The organism is Eubacterium sp. 1001713B170207_170306_E7 (genome assembly GCF_015547515.1).
In the GTDB taxonomy this organism is placed as follows: Bacteria; Bacillota; Clostridia; order Eubacteriales; family Eubacteriaceae; genus Eubacterium.
On sequence record NZ_JADMVE010000004.1, the window covers coordinates 15359 to 29945 of the forward strand.

The window sequence follows — 14587 nt, forward strand, 5'->3', positions numbered from 1 at the left end:
TTTCAAATCGCTGCCTTTTACAAACATATTTAAATAGCTTCACCAATTTCATACAATATGTTATAATAAGACTATGAAATGTAATTGGAGGTGTATCAGATGCGAATTTGTCCACATTGTCAATACGAAATGAGTGAAAGCTTTGACATTAAAATTGGCAGCTCAGGAGACGGCTTAAAAGTTACAAAAGAGGGTATATTTGGCGAAACGATTGGAAAGCCAAAGGTTGCGGTCTGTCCAAAGTGTGGCGAAGTCTCAATTTATTTAGATGAATCTGATTTGGCCAGTATTGCACCTCAAAAAGCAGATTACTGACATAAAAAAAGCAAATAAAGACCCACGTTTCAGGCTCCTTATTTGCTTTTATTATCGTTTTACGCTGTCTACTTTTTCGTTTTATGACTCAGAAGAAAGATCAGAATCACTTCCTCAGCATAGCGGGTTATCTCGTTTGGGCATTGCGCCAGCATATTTAATAAATCGGATCCTCTGTCGCCAACCTCCTGTCCATACAAAATGGAATTAGCGGACATTTTAAGCACCTGAGAAAAGCGGTTCAGACTCTTAAGCGAAAATCCTTTTGTCCCCAATTCGATGTCTGTCAAAAATGTGGTGGAAACCCCTATCTTTCGGGCCAGATCTTCACGGCTCATTCTTAGAAGCATGCGCTGCTTCCGGATTCTCAAACCAATGGCTTTATGGTCAAGCTCTTTCATCTTGGGCTCCTTTCTTACCTTAGAAGCTGTCTCATTGGGATTCGAGGTCGCCTTCAGTTCTGTTACCACCGATAGAATTTCCTTTTGAAATTCAGGTGTGGCCTGACTTAAATGCTCGAGAATTTCCTCAACAACTGCATTTTCTTTACTCACTGGAATCTCCTCCATTCATCAGGTCTAAGTATATGTATTTTATATTCTTTTTCGTTTATTAAATTCATTTTATATTAATTTACGCTGAATGTCAACTAAGTATTTAAAACAGCGATAACGGTGGACTTAATATCTCCCAATTCCCTGATTGACAGGGGGTCTTAAGTATGGTAAATTTAAAAAACAAACAAATACGATAAAAGGGGGTTGACTATTGAGTATCGGAAAACGGTTGAAAGAAGCACGCAAAGCAAAAGGATTTTCTCAGGACAAACTGGCTGAAGCAATAGGCACCTCACGTACGGTTATTACAGATATTGAGCACGACAAAACAGAGCATCCTCGTGTCTCCTATGTTGATACCATCTGTAAAACGCTGGAAATCAGCAAAGACTGGCTGCTTCGGGAGGAAGGGCCAATGGCTTATCCGCTTCCCGAGTGGAACGCCAACGAAATTTTAACACAGATTCACGAAATTCTGATGGAACTGGGACCTGAAGAACAGGTCTATGTTCTGGACATGATAAAAACCTACGAAAAGCATCGGCTGGCTTTTAATAAAGAATCTTAAACGCTGGCCTCTCCCCAGGAGGGGAGTTTTTTATTTTCTTACAGCCGAATAAAGCAAATGAGGCATATTTATTCCGTAATAATATTTAATCATTTTTCCTTTCAATAGCATTCCATTCCGTTTCGCGACAGCCTCTGAAGCGCTGTTCGTGTCCCGAATGATCGAATAAACCTGCTCAGCCCCCAAAACCTCAAAGGCATATTTTTTACAGGCCACGGCTGCTTCGGTCGCATATCCTCTATGCCAAAAGGCCTTTTTAAGCAGATAGCCAATCTCCAAAACTTCGTTATTACCCACCTGTTGCCAGGTCAGACCACATTGTCCGATCATTTTTCCGCTTTCCTTAAGCACCACCGCCCACAATCCAAAACCATTTTCACGGTAGCGTCTTTTTTGATTCTCCAACCACTGTCTTACTTCCACCTCATCAAAAGCATGCTCATAAGCCTCCATTACGACAGGATCCTGAAGTATCTCACAGAGATCCTTAAAATCTTCATCGTCCATTTTCCTAAGCGCTAATCGCTCCGTTTCTAAAATCATCTTTTTTCCATCTCCTCATTTAACAAGATCATATGAATATGGTCTTCCCATCTGCCGTTAATCTTTAGATACCTGGGCGATAAACCCTCGTTTCTGAAATGAAGTTTTTCTGCCACCCGCAGAGACGCTTTATTTCTAGGGATGATGTTCGCTTCAATCCGGTGGAGCCCCAATGGGCCAAAGGCAAGCTCTATCCCCTTTCCCAAAGCTTCTGTCATAAGTCCCTGCCCTTGTCTTTTTTCATCCAGCCGATAGCCCAGAAAGCATGAGCAGAATGGCCCCATAACGATATTATTAAAAGAAAAGGTACCGATAATTTCGGTTTCATTTTCAGTCATCAACCAATACCTCAAGCCTTGTCCCTGTAAAAAAATTTCCAGATCCTTCTCCAGAGCTTTGCGTTGGTAAGCCTCCGTATAAAACGCCGAGTCGTGTACTGGGTCCCAGGTCTCCAAAAAGGCTGCGTTACGTATGAAATATTCGGTTACCAGCTCTGACAGCGCTGCCTCTGAACGCCTGAGCACTAACCTGTCCGTAAAAAGCTTTTTCTCAATCATGTGTGATCCTCCAATCCCTGAACAGGGCTATAATATTACCACCTTTTCGTGAAAAAGAAAAGCCCTTTTTGCCAATTTTCGCACTGTTTAAATCCACTGCCAATGACAAGGCTTAATTTTTGCATATCCACTTGACAATAAAAAAACACCGTGGTATTATTTATACATACCAACCGAATGTATCTAAAAGGAAGTACTTATGGCTAGAAACAAGCACCCCGAGGTAACGATTAACCGTATTCTGGATACCTCCTGGGAATTATTTATGGAAAAAGGCTACGAAGCCACTACCATTCAGGATATTGTCAACGCCCTTGGCGACCTGAGCAAGGGCGCGATCTATCACCATTTCAAAAGCAAAGAGGAAATTCTTGACGCTGTCACTGACAGATTTTATAAGGAACAAGGCCTTATGGATGTTCTGACTCAGAACCCGACGAATAAAACTGGGTTGGATCGCCTGCGGCAGTGTATGATTCTGTCACTGGAAAGCCCCTTTAACCACGCTGTTTATCATATGGTCCCCGACCTGCTAAAAAACGCGCGGATGCTGGTCATGCAGGTTAAAACTTCAATGGAGGACACCGCTCCTGCCATTCAGGTTTTGATCGAACAGGGCGTCGCGGACGGCTCAATCCATACCAAATACCCTAAGGAGCTGGCAGAAACTCTGATTTTGCTGTCAAACCTCTGGATTACCCCTGCTCTGTTTACCAAAACACGGGAAGAGTTTTATGAAAAAATCAAATTTCTGGATGTGCTTCTCTGTTCTCAGGGATTAGAGCTTATTAATGACGCTGTTCAAAAGGCCATTGACATATTTGCCGATGCGGTCTATTCAGAAAAACCAAATCACTGATCAACGCATACCCATTGCCTGGTTAATGCACTGGGTATGCGGCATTGATGCCGCTCCTTAAACGGAGCCATTTTTTAAAATTTATTACATACCGTCGGTCGGTATTAAATTTATTTTGGAGGTTATTCCCTTGAATACCAATACAAAACTTTTTAACCGGGATTTTACCCTGGTGGTTATCGGACAGATTATTTCGCTGTTCGGGAATGCAATTCTGCGCTTTGCCCTGCCGCTCTATTTACTTAACCTTACAGGCTCATCGGCTGTCTTTGGTTCTATCATGGCCATATCAATGATTCCGATGGCTCTACTGTCCCCCATTGGCGGCATTATCGCTGACCGGGTTAACCGCCGAAATATTATGGTCGTTTTGGATTTTATCACGGCCGGATTTGTCATTGTCTTCGGCCTTGTTTTTGTTCCGGATCACGCGGTTGTCCTAATTGGTGCGATGATGGTGCTGCTCTCCATTATTCAGTCTTTTTACAGCCCTTCGGTCCAGTCCAGTATTCCCTTGCTGTCTTCCCCAGAAAATCTTATTAAATCCAATGCGGTTGTCAATCAGGTACAGTCCCTTTCCTCACTTCTGGGCCCTGTTTTGGGTGGGATGCTTTACGGCTTTTTTGGCTTGACACCCATTATCTTTATTGGAGGTATGAGCTTTTTTCTTTCTGCTGTTATGGAAATTTTTATCCATATGCCCTTCAAAAAACGGCCAGTGGAAAGCTCTGTCCTCTCAATCGTCAAAGGCGATATGAAAGACAGTCTTCGTTTTATTCTGCACCGCCAGCCCGTTATTTTTAAAACCCTTCTGGTCGTCTGCGCCTTTAATCTTTTTATCACCTCAATGTTCATGATCGGTATGCCCACAGTCATCACCATCAATCTCGGCCTTTCCAGCCAATTATACGGGATCGCCCAGGGGATCATGATGGCCGGAGCGCTGCTCGGCGGTATTCTTGTCAGCCTTTTTTCCAATAAGCTGAGTCAGGACAGGGCGCATCTTATACTGGCCGGCTCTGCCCTCTGCGTGCTTCCAATGGGCCTGGTGCTTTTGCTCGGACTTCCGGCAATGGCCAGTTACGCAGTTATTACCTTTTTCGGCATGTCTCTTATGGCTCTGGCCTCCATTTTTACCGTTATGATGCTGTCCTATGTACAGATCATTACCCCGGAAAGCTTAATCGGAAAAGTGATGTCCTTTATCATGGCGATTTCGATCTGCTCACAGCCTATCGGCCAGGCACTGTACGGCTTCCTGTTTAAACTGTTCGGCACTGCCCCCTGGATCGTTATTTTTGGCACTGGCCTCATCGCCATTGTCATTACGCTGGCTTCGCGTAAGATCTTTCAGAGCATTGAACTGATACCGGCTGAAGAGGCCTGAAATACAAAAAGAGATGATGCGGCGTTTTGCCGCATCATCTCTTTTACGCTGTCACCAAAGCTAAACAAGAGCACCCTTAAGCACAATGACCGCAGCGCCACCTACCCGAATCCGTGGCTTTCCTGCTTTTTCCTCAAAAACAGTTTTGATGACAGAGGGCTTCCCCATGGCTTCTCCTTGAATAAAGGTATTGATTTTATTGGACTGGATAATGCCGTACTGCCGGAGGTACCATGTCAAAGCGCCATTGGAGGTACCGGTGGCCGACTCCTCGTCAATTCCACAGGCTGGGGCAAAGTTGCGGCACCGTGCCGTAAGATTCGGTGCCGTTTCCAGGCAGAAAAGATGAATGCCCGTTACAGCGCAGGCCCTGGATAGCCGCGAAACTTTCTGGACGTCTAAAACTGCTGCTTTCAGAGCCGCCTGATTTTTAACCGGCAGCATAATATCGCTGAGACCAGTATTTATAATCTGGGGCAGCAGACCTTCTGACGCGTCATTTGTGCCCAACGCCAGCGAGGCGTACAGGGCAGCGCTTTCTTCCGGTGTAAAAATCTTAATGGTTTTCGGTGCGGCCATTTCCATCCAGACGGCTTTTTCTGACACTTCAACCTCAAGGTTGCCTGCCATTGTTTGCGCCTGGCACCGCCCCGCTTCAATGACCTTTTCCTGATATAAAACGGTAAAGGCGGCAACTGTCGCGTGACCGCAGAGCGCTACCTCCTGCATAGGTGTAAAATACTTTATTTTAAAGGTATCCTGTTCCACCTTTTTTACAAAGGCTGTTTCTGAATAGCGCAGCTCTGCCGCCAGACGCCGCATAAAATCCCCTTTGGGAAAATCCTCCTGTCCCTCAAGAAGAACAACTCCCGCCTGATTGCCTGAAAACCTTTTTTCTGTAAATGAATCAACAATATACACTTTCATTTTTAACGCCTCCCGCTTACTATCCGCCATAGAGCATGATCAATAATGCCCGAAAAGAGGACCACATTTCTGGAAACTCCTGATCAATGGCCTGCGCCATCATCGCACGGTCCATGACTCTGCTGCTGCTGCTGAGATGCTGTTCGATAATCCGCACGCCGCTGGCGATATCTCCCGAGGCGATATGACCTCTGGCATAGCCCCCCACAGCTATGTGAGATGCGACCGCACAGCCGCCAGTGGCAAACATGCCCACGGCCAGCCCGCCGACTGCAAAAATACCAAAGGCAATGCCGCCGATCGCGATACCGCCCGCGGCTACACCACCACAGGCAAGCAGCACTCCCAGGGCTAATCCGCCAAGCGCCAGCAAACCAAAGCTCAACGCGCCTACAGAAAAGAGCCCTGCTGAAATTAAGCCTATGGAAATAAGTCCAGTCGCGATATTTCCAATGGCAATGATTCCCTTCGCTCGGAAATGGCCGCGGCTTCTTCCAAAATTCACATGCAGCAGGGGCAGTCCACCAATCTGGCGCTGGCTCCTGTATTCATAATGCCTGCTGTGGGGAGTTACAACCGTTTCTATCGTCTCCTTTGTTTCGGACATGCCCGGTTCCTCTCCTTTTATCAATTCGTCTAAGGAAACTCCAAACACATCGCTCAGAAGAACAAGGTTGTTGATGTCGGGATTTGACAATCCCGATTCCCATTTGGAAACGGCCTGTCTTGAAACGCCCATACGCTCCGCGAGCGCTTCCTGGGAAAGTCCTTTTTCCTTTCTGAGCTGAAACAGCTTTTCCTGAAATGTCATTTTTCCACCTCCGTTTCCTATTTTAGCAATCAGGTATTGATGCAGCCACCAACCCTTCTTTACATTTTGTCAACCAATGGTTGCGTCCCCTGTTTTTGTCTGTTTTCAGACATTTTATCATTTAATCTACCAGGATACAACCGGACGCAAAAGAACCCGTGCAGTGCCACTCACTTACACGGGTTCTCTCTTTTAAAGCAGCTCGCCATAGCGGCGGATAAAAAACTTTTTCAGTATGGTAACCAGGACCATATATGCCAGCACCGTAACAATGAGGAAAGGAAAATACATTCCCGGAAGCGGCACCATATCCAGAGCGGCGCCAATAAAGGTGAAGGGCAGAACAGTACCGACCGCAATCCCCAGAGTGGTCAGGCCCGTCAGCTGCCAGGAAGCGTGGCTCCCGATAAAAGGCAGCTTTGGTGAGCGGATCATATGAATGACCAGCGTTTGTGTCCAGAGCGATTCAACAAACCATCCCGCATGGAACAGCGCGATAAAACCAATCTGAGCGGTCTGGCCAAGGGTATGGAAGGCCCCGCCCAAAACAGCTGGACAGATATAAAAGAACAGCAGCAAATACGTGGTAATGTCAAATATCGAGCTTGCCGGCCCCATCCACAGCATAAATTTCACAATGGAGGAAGCGTCCCATTTTCTCGGCACCTTTAAGTATTCCGGGTCGACATTATCCCATGGAATAGCGGTACAGGAAATGTCATAAATCAGATTGAGCACCAACAGCTGCATAGGCAGCATGGGCAGCATGGGCAGAAATATGCTGGCCGCCAGAACCGAAAACATATTGCCAAAATTTGAGCTGGCAGTCATTTTAATATACTTGATGATGTTGGCATAGGTTTTACGGCCTTCTACCACGCCTTCTTCCAGAACCATCAAATCCTTTTCCAGCAGGATAATATCTGCGGATTCCCGCGCGATGTCCACAGCGGTATCGACCGAAATGCCGACATCTGCTGCTTTCATGGCTCCAGCGTCATTGATGCCATCCCCCAGGAATCCGGTAGTGTGGCCGTTGTTCCTCAAGGTTTCCACAATGCGTACCTTTTGCAATGGTGAGAGCTTTGCAAAAATGTTGATCTTTTCCACTGCTTCCGCCAGAGCGTCCTCGCCCATCTTTTCAATGTCTGAGCCAAGCAGAATCTTTTCGGACGGCATCCCCACCTGACGGCAGATAGCCTTTGTGACTACTTCATTATCTCCGGTCAGCACCTTGACCCCAACGCCATATTCTTTAAGAATTTTCAGAGCCGCCTCGGTGCTTTCCTTCGGCGGGTCCAGAAAAGCCAGGTAACCGATCAGCACCATGTCGGACTCATCCGCCACTGAAAACACCCCGACCGGCGCGGGATTTGTCTTTTGGGCGACGCCCAAAACCCGCATGCCCGAGTCATTATAACGCCGCACCTGATCGAGGATTTCATTTTGAACAGTCTCGGTAATGGGCTCAACCTTTCCTTTATACTCCGCGAAGCTGCACACACTCAGCATTTCCTCAATGGCACCTTTTGTGATCATCTGAGTTTTACCCGTCCGGTCTGCTACCACTACACTCATACGGCGGCGGTTGAAATCAAAGGGTATTTCATCCACTTTCCGGTATTCTTCTTTTAAAACAGCGGCGGTTTCAAGGTTTACATGATTAATGACCGCCTGATCCATTAAATTTTTAAGGCCAGTCTGGTGCCAGCTGTTCAAAAAAGCGTGGCGCATGACACGGTCATCCTCATTGCCGTGGATATCCAGCGGATATTCAAGAATCACCTTGTCCTGTGTGAGGGTACCTGTTTTATCGGTGCACAAAACATCCATGGCTCCAAAATTCTGAATAGCGCTCAAATTTTTGACGATGACCTTTTTCTTAGACATGGCCACCGCGCTTTTCGCCAGGTTTGCTGAAACAATCATCGGCAGCATTTCCGGTGTCAGACCAACAGCTACCGAGATCGCGAATAAAAAGGCTTCCGGCCAGTCGCCCTTTGTCAGTCCATTCGCAAAAAATACCAAGGGAACCATGACCAGCATAAAGCGGATCAAGACCCATGAGACAGAATTGACGCCTTTGTCAAAGCTCGTCGCCTGACGCTTTGGGCTCAGCTGACTGGCCAGCGAGCCAAAAATGGTGTCGTCGCCCACGGCCACTACCAGCGCTTTGGCGGATCCGCTGACAACATTCGTTCCCATAAAAGCCAGGTTATTGCAGGACAATGGATTATCCTCTGTGTTTTCGACCGGGTTTCCGTACTTTTCAACCGCTTCGCTCTCGCCCGTCAGGGAGGACTGGCTGATAAAGAGGTCACGGGCGTTCAGAATTCTCACATCGGCGGGAACCATGTCGCCAGCCGCCAGATAGACCGTATCTCCAACCACAATTTCATCCAGTGGTATCTCCGCTTTTCCAGCCGGGCTTCTGTCGACTGCGGCGGTTGTTTCAACCATTTCGCTCAGCCGTTCAGAGGCCCGGTCCGACTTCTGTTCCTGAAAAAAACGCAGCGAACCACTGATCAGCACCATAACGCCAACGATGATGACAAATACAGGATCTTTATCTCCCGGCGCGGCCATCATCACATCTGTAACAAAGGAAACCATCGCCAGCACGATCAGGATAACTGTAAAGGGATTTATAAAAGCTTCAAAAATTCGTTTGAGCACAGAATCGCTCTGGTGGCGGCTCAGTTTATTTTCGCCGTAGGCCTCGCGCATTTCAGCAGCTCTCTCATCGGTGTAGCTGCCGGCCCCATAAGCTTTAACCAGTGTTTTTTCTTCTGTAACGGCAGCTTCCAGCAGCCGTTCTTTTGCATTATTTAAAATCATTTTCATTGTCTTAACCTCCTGAATTTTTATTTAATCCGTTCTGTTAAGACACAAGCCTCAGTAAAGGCTGCCGCCAGAGATAAAAAGGGAGGTGGAAAAACAGATGTGTTTTTCCTGTCTGTCCTGTTCTTCTGGTGGCTCTTCCACCTTTTCAGGGCCTATGCCTTTCTCTCGTCCAACATCCATTTTTCCCACCTGCCTTTCAGCTTTAAATTTATTTCGGCACAATAAAAAACCTCTGCCAAAGCTCAAGCAATGACAGAGGAAAATATCAAAAAATTCGCCCTTTATCTATTCACCGTTCAAGCTTTAGCTTCACAGGGCGGTGAAATTACGTTAGTCAATGCCTTGAGTTCGACATAAACTGTTGACCATCTTGTAGTGTCTCCACTAGTTTGCGGCAGTAATCCATATCCCTGTGGTAGCCTCACCTACCGAAATATTTATTTCTTTGCCATTTTACTTCCTTCATTTCAATTTGTCAAGTCTCTTGCTGATTTCTTAAGTTTACAAACAGAAACCCTCACACCGACGCATCGGCTCTTTTATTTAAGTGTGCTTTCTGGTGAATTGGGTATAATCAAACCATTCCTATGAAGGAGGTTTTATTATGAAACAATATTCCCAAAAATCCGCTAAAATACCAGACTCCTATCAGAAGCCTGACGATCCATCCTTAAAAGCAGCGCTGTCGCCCGAGGCTTATGAGGTAACGCAGAACAGCATGACAGAACGTGCCTTTACCGGTGAGTACTGGGACCAGTTTGAGCCGGGAATTTATGTGGACATCACCACCGGCGAACCCCTTTTTTCGTCATCTGATAAATTTGACGCTGGCTGTGGCTGGCCGTCTTTTTCAAAGCCCATTGATCCGGACACGATCCGCGAGCACAGGGATACCAGCTATGGCATGAACCGCACCGAGGTACGCAGCCGAAGCGGCGACGCGCATCTGGGCCATGTTTTTGACGATGGTCCTGCCGCCCTGGGCGGTGAGCGCTATTGTATCAACAGCGCTGCGCTGCGGTTTATTCCCAAGGATCAGATGGAGGCAGAGGGCTATGGCTGGCTGCTCCCGATTTTACCATAATTTCAGTCGTTAATTCTTCTCCGAGTTGTTTTATTTTTTACTTAAAAGGGTATTTATAAAGCAAGTTAAGGAGTTGATTATATGTCTTCAGATAATTTTGAAATTTTAAAAACAGATCCCTATTTGAAACCTTATAAAGCGGCCATCGAATGGCGGATCAATCGTTTTAATATGAAAAGAAAGGCTCTTTTAGGTAACAAAAAGAGCCTTTCTGATTTTGCGGACGGCTACCGCTATTTTGGTTTTCACAAAGAGGCTGACGGATGGGTGTATCGTGAATGGGCTCCAAACGCCGAGGCAGTTTTTCTCATCGGCGATTTTAATGGATGGGACCGGGCCGCTACGCCTTTAAAATCTGTGGGCGACGGCTGCTGGGAGGTTTTTCTCCCCGGGAAAGAGACTCTGACCCATGGGGCACGGGTAAAGGTGCATATTAAAGCAAAGGGCCAGGCCTTTGACCGGGTGCCGCTTTACTGCCGCCGTGTCGTACAGGATACCCGTACTTTTGCCTTTGACGGACAGGTCTGGAGTCCCGGTCAGCCTTACGAATGGCATGACCAGGCGTTTCACCCCAACCAGTCGGTGCCGCCGCTTATTTATGAGGCCCACATTGGTATTGCCGGCGAAGCCCCCGAGGTCTCAACCTTCGGTGAATTTACGCAGAAGATGCTGCCGCGCATTGCAGCACTTGGTTATAACGCCGTTCAACTCATGGCTGTGATGGAGCATCCCTATTACGCCTCCTTTGGCTATCAGGTATCCAATTTTTTTGCGGTTTCCTCCCGTTTTGGCACTCCCGAGGATTTAAAGGCCCTCATCGACACCGCGCACGGTCTGGGCATTGCTGTGATTCTCGATTTGGTACACTCTCACGCCTCCCGCAATGTGCTGGACGGTATCGGAGAATTTGACGGAACGGATTACCAGTTTTTTCACGCTGGTCTGGAGGGCGACCATCCCGCCTGGGGCTCTAAGGTTTTTAATTACGATAAGCCCGAGGTGCTCCACTTTCTTTTATCCAATATAAAATTCTGGCTGGACGAATACCATTTTGACGGCTTCCGTTTTGACGGTGTAACCTCAATGCTGTATCATAATCATGGACTTGGCATAAACTTTAATGCGTATGACCAGTATTTTTCACCCAACACGGACATGTCCGGCCTTACCTATCTTCAGTTAGCCTCAACTCTCGCCAAAGAGCTAAAGCCTGACTGCTTTCTTATCGCTGAGGATATGAGCGGCATGCCCGGGATGGCCCTTCCTGTCTGCCAAGGTGGCCTTGGTTTTGACTACCGGCTGGGCATGGGCCTGCCCGATTTCTGGATTCACACCTTAAGGGATATGAGGGACGAGGACTGGGATTTGGGCGCGCTCTGGCACGAGCTTACCCAGCGCCGTCCGGGAGAAAAGGTTATTGGCTACGCAGAATCCCACGATCAGGCCATTGTTGGGGATAAAACCATTATGTTCTGGCTGGCTGACCGGGATATGTATGATGATATGAATGTCTTTAATCAGAATCCTGTCATTGAGCGGGCTATGTCGCTGCATAAAATGATCCGCCTGATCACCTGTACCTGCGCCGGCGAAGGCTATATGAACTTTATGGGCAATGAGTTCGGACATCCCGAGTGGATCGACCTGCCCCGTGAAGAAAATGGCTGGAGCTACCAGTATGCCCGCCGCCAGTGGCATCTGACAGAGGACAGTAATCTCCGGTACCACTATCTGCAGGATTTCGACAAGGCCATGATTCATTTTGTCAGGGAAACAAAGCTGCTGGAATGCCCGTCAAAACTGCTGCTCATTGATGTCTGGGCAAAGCTGCTGCTCTATACAAAGGGTCCTTATCTTTTTGCCTTTAACTTTCACCCCTCAAGGGATTTCAATGGTTTTATTCCAGTTCCCGATAACTCCGGTTATGAGCCTGTTCTCAACACAGAGGCCCGGCCGTTTGGTGGATGGATGGACACAGAGCCAGACCCGGTCGCCGCAAAAGCGGACTGCCCCGGGCGCCTTACCTCCCTTTATATTCCAAAACGTTCCGCTGTCGTTTACGCGCCGGCACATTGATTGGCTTGTATTTTATTCTCAGACGTGCTATAGTGACAGAGAGATGATGCGGCGAAACGCCGCATCATCTCTCTGTCATGAAAGGAGCCGTTATGAAGTCTAGTGCTGAAAATGAACTTAAAGAAAAAATACTGGCCGCTGTCAATCCCGCCCTCACGCTTGCGGGAGAAGGCGTCGATTTTATCCTCTATCCTGGCATGCACAAGGACAGCTATGCCCTGTTGCTGGAGGAGGACGGCGGCTGCGACTCGCTCAGCGCGCTGCAGAAGGGTACAGAACAGCTCATTGCCTCTGGCGCGATCGTCCTAACGCCCTATGGCATTCTTGAATACCTCTGACGCTCAAAATCAGCGCTGGTATGGCGTTACCGCCCACTTAACACAATGCTCCAGCTTGTTTTCAAACACGCGGTAGCCCTCTAATATGTCGTTGAGCGGCGCTTCGTGGGTTATGAGGAATTCTGTGTTAATCCGTCCGGCCTCTATGAGCTTCATGAGTCGTTCACAGTGGACAGCGTCCACGCCGCCGGTTTTAAAAATCAGATTTTTCCCATACATTTTCTCAAGAGGAAGCGTCTGCGCCTTTTCGTACATTGCCACCAGGGCCACGACAGCATTGGGGCGCGCGAGCCTCCACGCCAGCTCAAAGGTGTTTTCACCGCCGGCTGCCTCAATCACGCCGTCGGCGCCATATCCATCGGTCAAATCCGCAACCGCTTTCCAGGCATCCTCAATGGACGGATTGACGGTCGCGTCAGCTAATCCCTGGTCTGCTGCCAGTTTCAGACGCTCCTCCTGAATATCCAGCGCGATCACCTGGGCAGCGCCAAACAGGCGGGCGCAGCTCATGGCACAGAGGCCTACCGGTCCGGCTCCAATGACTGCAATGGTGTCTCCGGGCTTTATCTCACAGAGCTCTGCCCCAAAATAACCGCTGGACAGGATATCGCCCAGCAGCAGCGCCCCTTTATCCGATACGGAGTCTGGTATTTTTGTCAGGCCCATATCCGCAAAGGGTACCCTCACATATTCCGCCTGGCACCCGTCAATCCGGCAACCCAGCTCCCAGCCGCCTTTTTCGCAGTTATTGATAAACCCCTGGCGGCAGTACGCACATTCACCGCAGAAGGTGATACAGTTGGCGGAAACGCGTTCACCCTTTTGTCGTTTTTTAACGCCTGACCCCACTTCGACGATTTCACCCACAAACTCATGACCCAGGATCTTCTCCGGCACCGCTCTTGGAACCGCTCCGTGCATAATATGGAGATCGCTGGTGCAGATGGTTGAGAGTGTTACGCGGACGATAGCGTCTGTATCCTCTTTCAGTTTCGGAACCGGTACATCCATAAGCTCGATGGCGCCGTTCTCATGGCACACAAGCCCTTTCATCGTTTTTTCTGATTTCATATTGATCTCCTCCTATACATCTTCTGGCAGTCCGTGTAATATCATATCCAAAGCATCCTCATTGGTTTCCAGTGCCACTATTGTGGCCGGCAACGGATGCACATAAATCTGCGGATAGTCCCGCTCGCCGTACTCTGGCCGTATCGGGAAAGCGAGCTGCTCGCGCTCCGGATGTTCTTTGTTAAACTGGGCGTTCTTCCCGAAGGTATTTCCCCGCGCATCTAAGCGTATCCACTGCTTTTGGGGCTCGAGATACACACCATTCAGGCAGTGCAGGCAATGACCAGTGTCCGGTGTATCTCCAATGGTCAGGCGCTGATAGCAGAAGCCTGCCGGAATCCCTTTTTCTCTCAGCAGGGCTGCCAGCAGCATAGACTTCGCGTAGCAGATACCCTCACCGCTTTTTAGCACCTCAGAAGCGGTCCTTGTTACGCGATGGCTCTGGATATCCCAGGAATGATCAATGGCGTCCCGCACAAAGAGAAAGACCTTTTCGATATAATCCAGTTTGCTTTCAGAAAGCCTGTACAGGCTTTCCGACTTGTCCTTTATGGCCTGGTCGCTGTAATGAACACAGCGGCTTTCTTTTAAATAGTCTTCTGGATTTACGCTTTCCGGTATGCATTTCATTTTCCCCTCCGAAGTTTTAT

Annotated in this window: 15 protein-coding genes, 1 pseudogene and 1 riboswitch; of the genes and pseudogenes, 7 read left to right on the top strand and 9 right to left on the bottom strand. The window is 48.1% G+C overall.

The window, feature by feature from the left end:
• The first annotated feature begins 99 nt into the window (after positions 1-99).
• Positions 100-315: a nucleic acid-binding protein gene (locus I2B62_RS10605; RefSeq protein ID WP_195268988.1), complete on the top strand. Its 216-nt coding sequence runs from the start codon at positions 100-102 to the stop codon at positions 313-315.
• Between the two features lie 68 nt (positions 316-383).
• On the opposite strand, the gene I2B62_RS10610 is transcribed toward I2B62_RS10605, so the two are convergent.
• Positions 384-869: a helix-turn-helix transcriptional regulator gene (locus I2B62_RS10610; RefSeq protein ID WP_347707814.1), complete on the bottom strand. Its 486-nt coding sequence runs from the start codon at positions 867-869 to the stop codon at positions 384-386.
• Between the two features lie 214 nt (positions 870-1083).
• Here I2B62_RS10610 and I2B62_RS10615 point away from each other — a divergent pair, with 214 nt between their 5' ends.
• Positions 1084-1440 (top strand): helix-turn-helix transcriptional regulator, encoded by a 357-nt coding sequence (locus I2B62_RS10615; RefSeq protein ID WP_195268989.1) that lies wholly within the window; start codon positions 1084-1086, stop codon positions 1438-1440.
• A gap of 30 nt (positions 1441-1470) precedes the next feature.
• Here I2B62_RS10615 and I2B62_RS10620 read toward each other — a convergent pair whose 3' ends face one another.
• Positions 1471-1983, bottom strand: coding sequence for a GNAT family N-acetyltransferase (locus tag I2B62_RS10620; RefSeq protein ID WP_195268990.1), 513 nt, complete (start codon positions 1981-1983; stop codon positions 1471-1473).
• Positions 1980-2540, bottom strand: coding sequence for a GNAT family N-acetyltransferase (locus tag I2B62_RS10625; RefSeq protein ID WP_195268991.1), 561 nt, complete (start codon positions 2538-2540; stop codon positions 1980-1982). The genes I2B62_RS10620 and I2B62_RS10625 overlap by 4 nt, the downstream gene beginning before the upstream one ends.
• Positions 2541-2739: 199 nt before the next feature.
• Between I2B62_RS10625 and I2B62_RS10630 the strand changes: the two genes are divergently transcribed.
• Positions 2740-3399: a TetR/AcrR family transcriptional regulator gene (locus I2B62_RS10630; protein ID WP_195268992.1), complete on the top strand. Its 660-nt coding sequence runs from the start codon at positions 2740-2742 to the stop codon at positions 3397-3399.
• A gap of 130 nt (positions 3400-3529) precedes the next feature.
• Positions 3530-4786 carry an MFS transporter gene (locus I2B62_RS10635; RefSeq protein WP_195268994.1) on the top strand — a complete coding sequence of 419 codons (1257 nt, stop codon included), beginning with the start codon at positions 3530-3532 and terminating at the stop codon, positions 4784-4786.
• A gap of 60 nt (positions 4787-4846) precedes the next feature.
• Here the strand turns inward: I2B62_RS10635 and I2B62_RS10640 are convergent, their stop codons facing one another.
• From I2B62_RS10640 to I2B62_RS20655, 4 genes are all read right to left on the bottom strand, one after another.
• Positions 4847-5713, bottom strand: a complete 867-nt coding sequence (locus I2B62_RS10640; protein WP_195268995.1) for a PhzF family phenazine biosynthesis protein — start codon at positions 5711-5713, stop codon at positions 4847-4849.
• A gap of 19 nt (positions 5714-5732) precedes the next feature.
• Positions 5733-6524: a helix-turn-helix transcriptional regulator gene (locus I2B62_RS10645; RefSeq protein ID WP_195268997.1), complete on the bottom strand. Its 792-nt coding sequence runs from the start codon at positions 6522-6524 to the stop codon at positions 5733-5735.
• Between the two features lie 192 nt (positions 6525-6716).
• On the bottom strand, positions 6717-9368 hold the full coding sequence (mgtA, locus tag I2B62_RS10650; protein WP_195268999.1) for a magnesium-translocating P-type ATPase: 2652 nt from the start codon (positions 9366-9368) through the stop codon (positions 6717-6719).
• Positions 9369-9419: 51 nt separating this feature from the next.
• Complete coding sequence (locus I2B62_RS20655) at positions 9420-9548, bottom strand: hypothetical protein (protein ID WP_279354787.1); 129 nt, start codon at positions 9546-9548, stop codon at positions 9420-9422.
• A gap of 101 nt (positions 9549-9649) precedes the next feature.
• Positions 9650-9808: riboswitch (M-box (ykoK) riboswitch) on the bottom strand.
• A gap of 215 nt (positions 9809-10023) precedes the next feature.
• Here I2B62_RS20655 and msrB point away from each other — a divergent pair.
• From msrB to I2B62_RS10665, 3 genes and pseudogenes are all read left to right on the top strand, one after another.
• Positions 10024-10452 (top strand): annotated as a pseudogene (msrB, locus tag I2B62_RS10655) (peptide-methionine (R)-S-oxide reductase MsrB); the annotation flags it as partial.
• 81 nt (positions 10453-10533) lie between these two features.
• Positions 10534-12528 (top strand): alpha-amylase family glycosyl hydrolase, encoded by a 1995-nt coding sequence (locus tag I2B62_RS10660; protein ID WP_195269008.1) that lies wholly within the window; start codon positions 10534-10536, stop codon positions 12526-12528.
• Positions 12529-12620: 92 nt separating this feature from the next.
• Entirely contained in the window at positions 12621-12866 is a 246-nt protein-coding gene (locus tag I2B62_RS10665) for a hypothetical protein (RefSeq protein ID WP_195269010.1), read from the top strand.
• 9 nt (positions 12867-12875) lie between these two features.
• Here I2B62_RS10665 and I2B62_RS10670 read toward each other — a convergent pair whose 3' ends face one another.
• Together I2B62_RS10670 and I2B62_RS10675 are read right to left on the bottom strand one after the other, a co-directional pair.
• A complete protein-coding gene (locus I2B62_RS10670) occupies positions 12876-13937 on the bottom strand; it encodes an alcohol dehydrogenase (protein WP_207735996.1) in 1062 nt (353 codons plus the stop codon).
• 12 nt (positions 13938-13949) lie between these two features.
• Positions 13950-14567 carry a transglutaminase family protein gene (locus I2B62_RS10675; protein WP_195269012.1) on the bottom strand — a complete coding sequence of 206 codons (618 nt, stop codon included), beginning with the start codon at positions 14565-14567 and terminating at the stop codon, positions 13950-13952.
• Positions 14568-14587 lie beyond the last annotated feature (20 nt).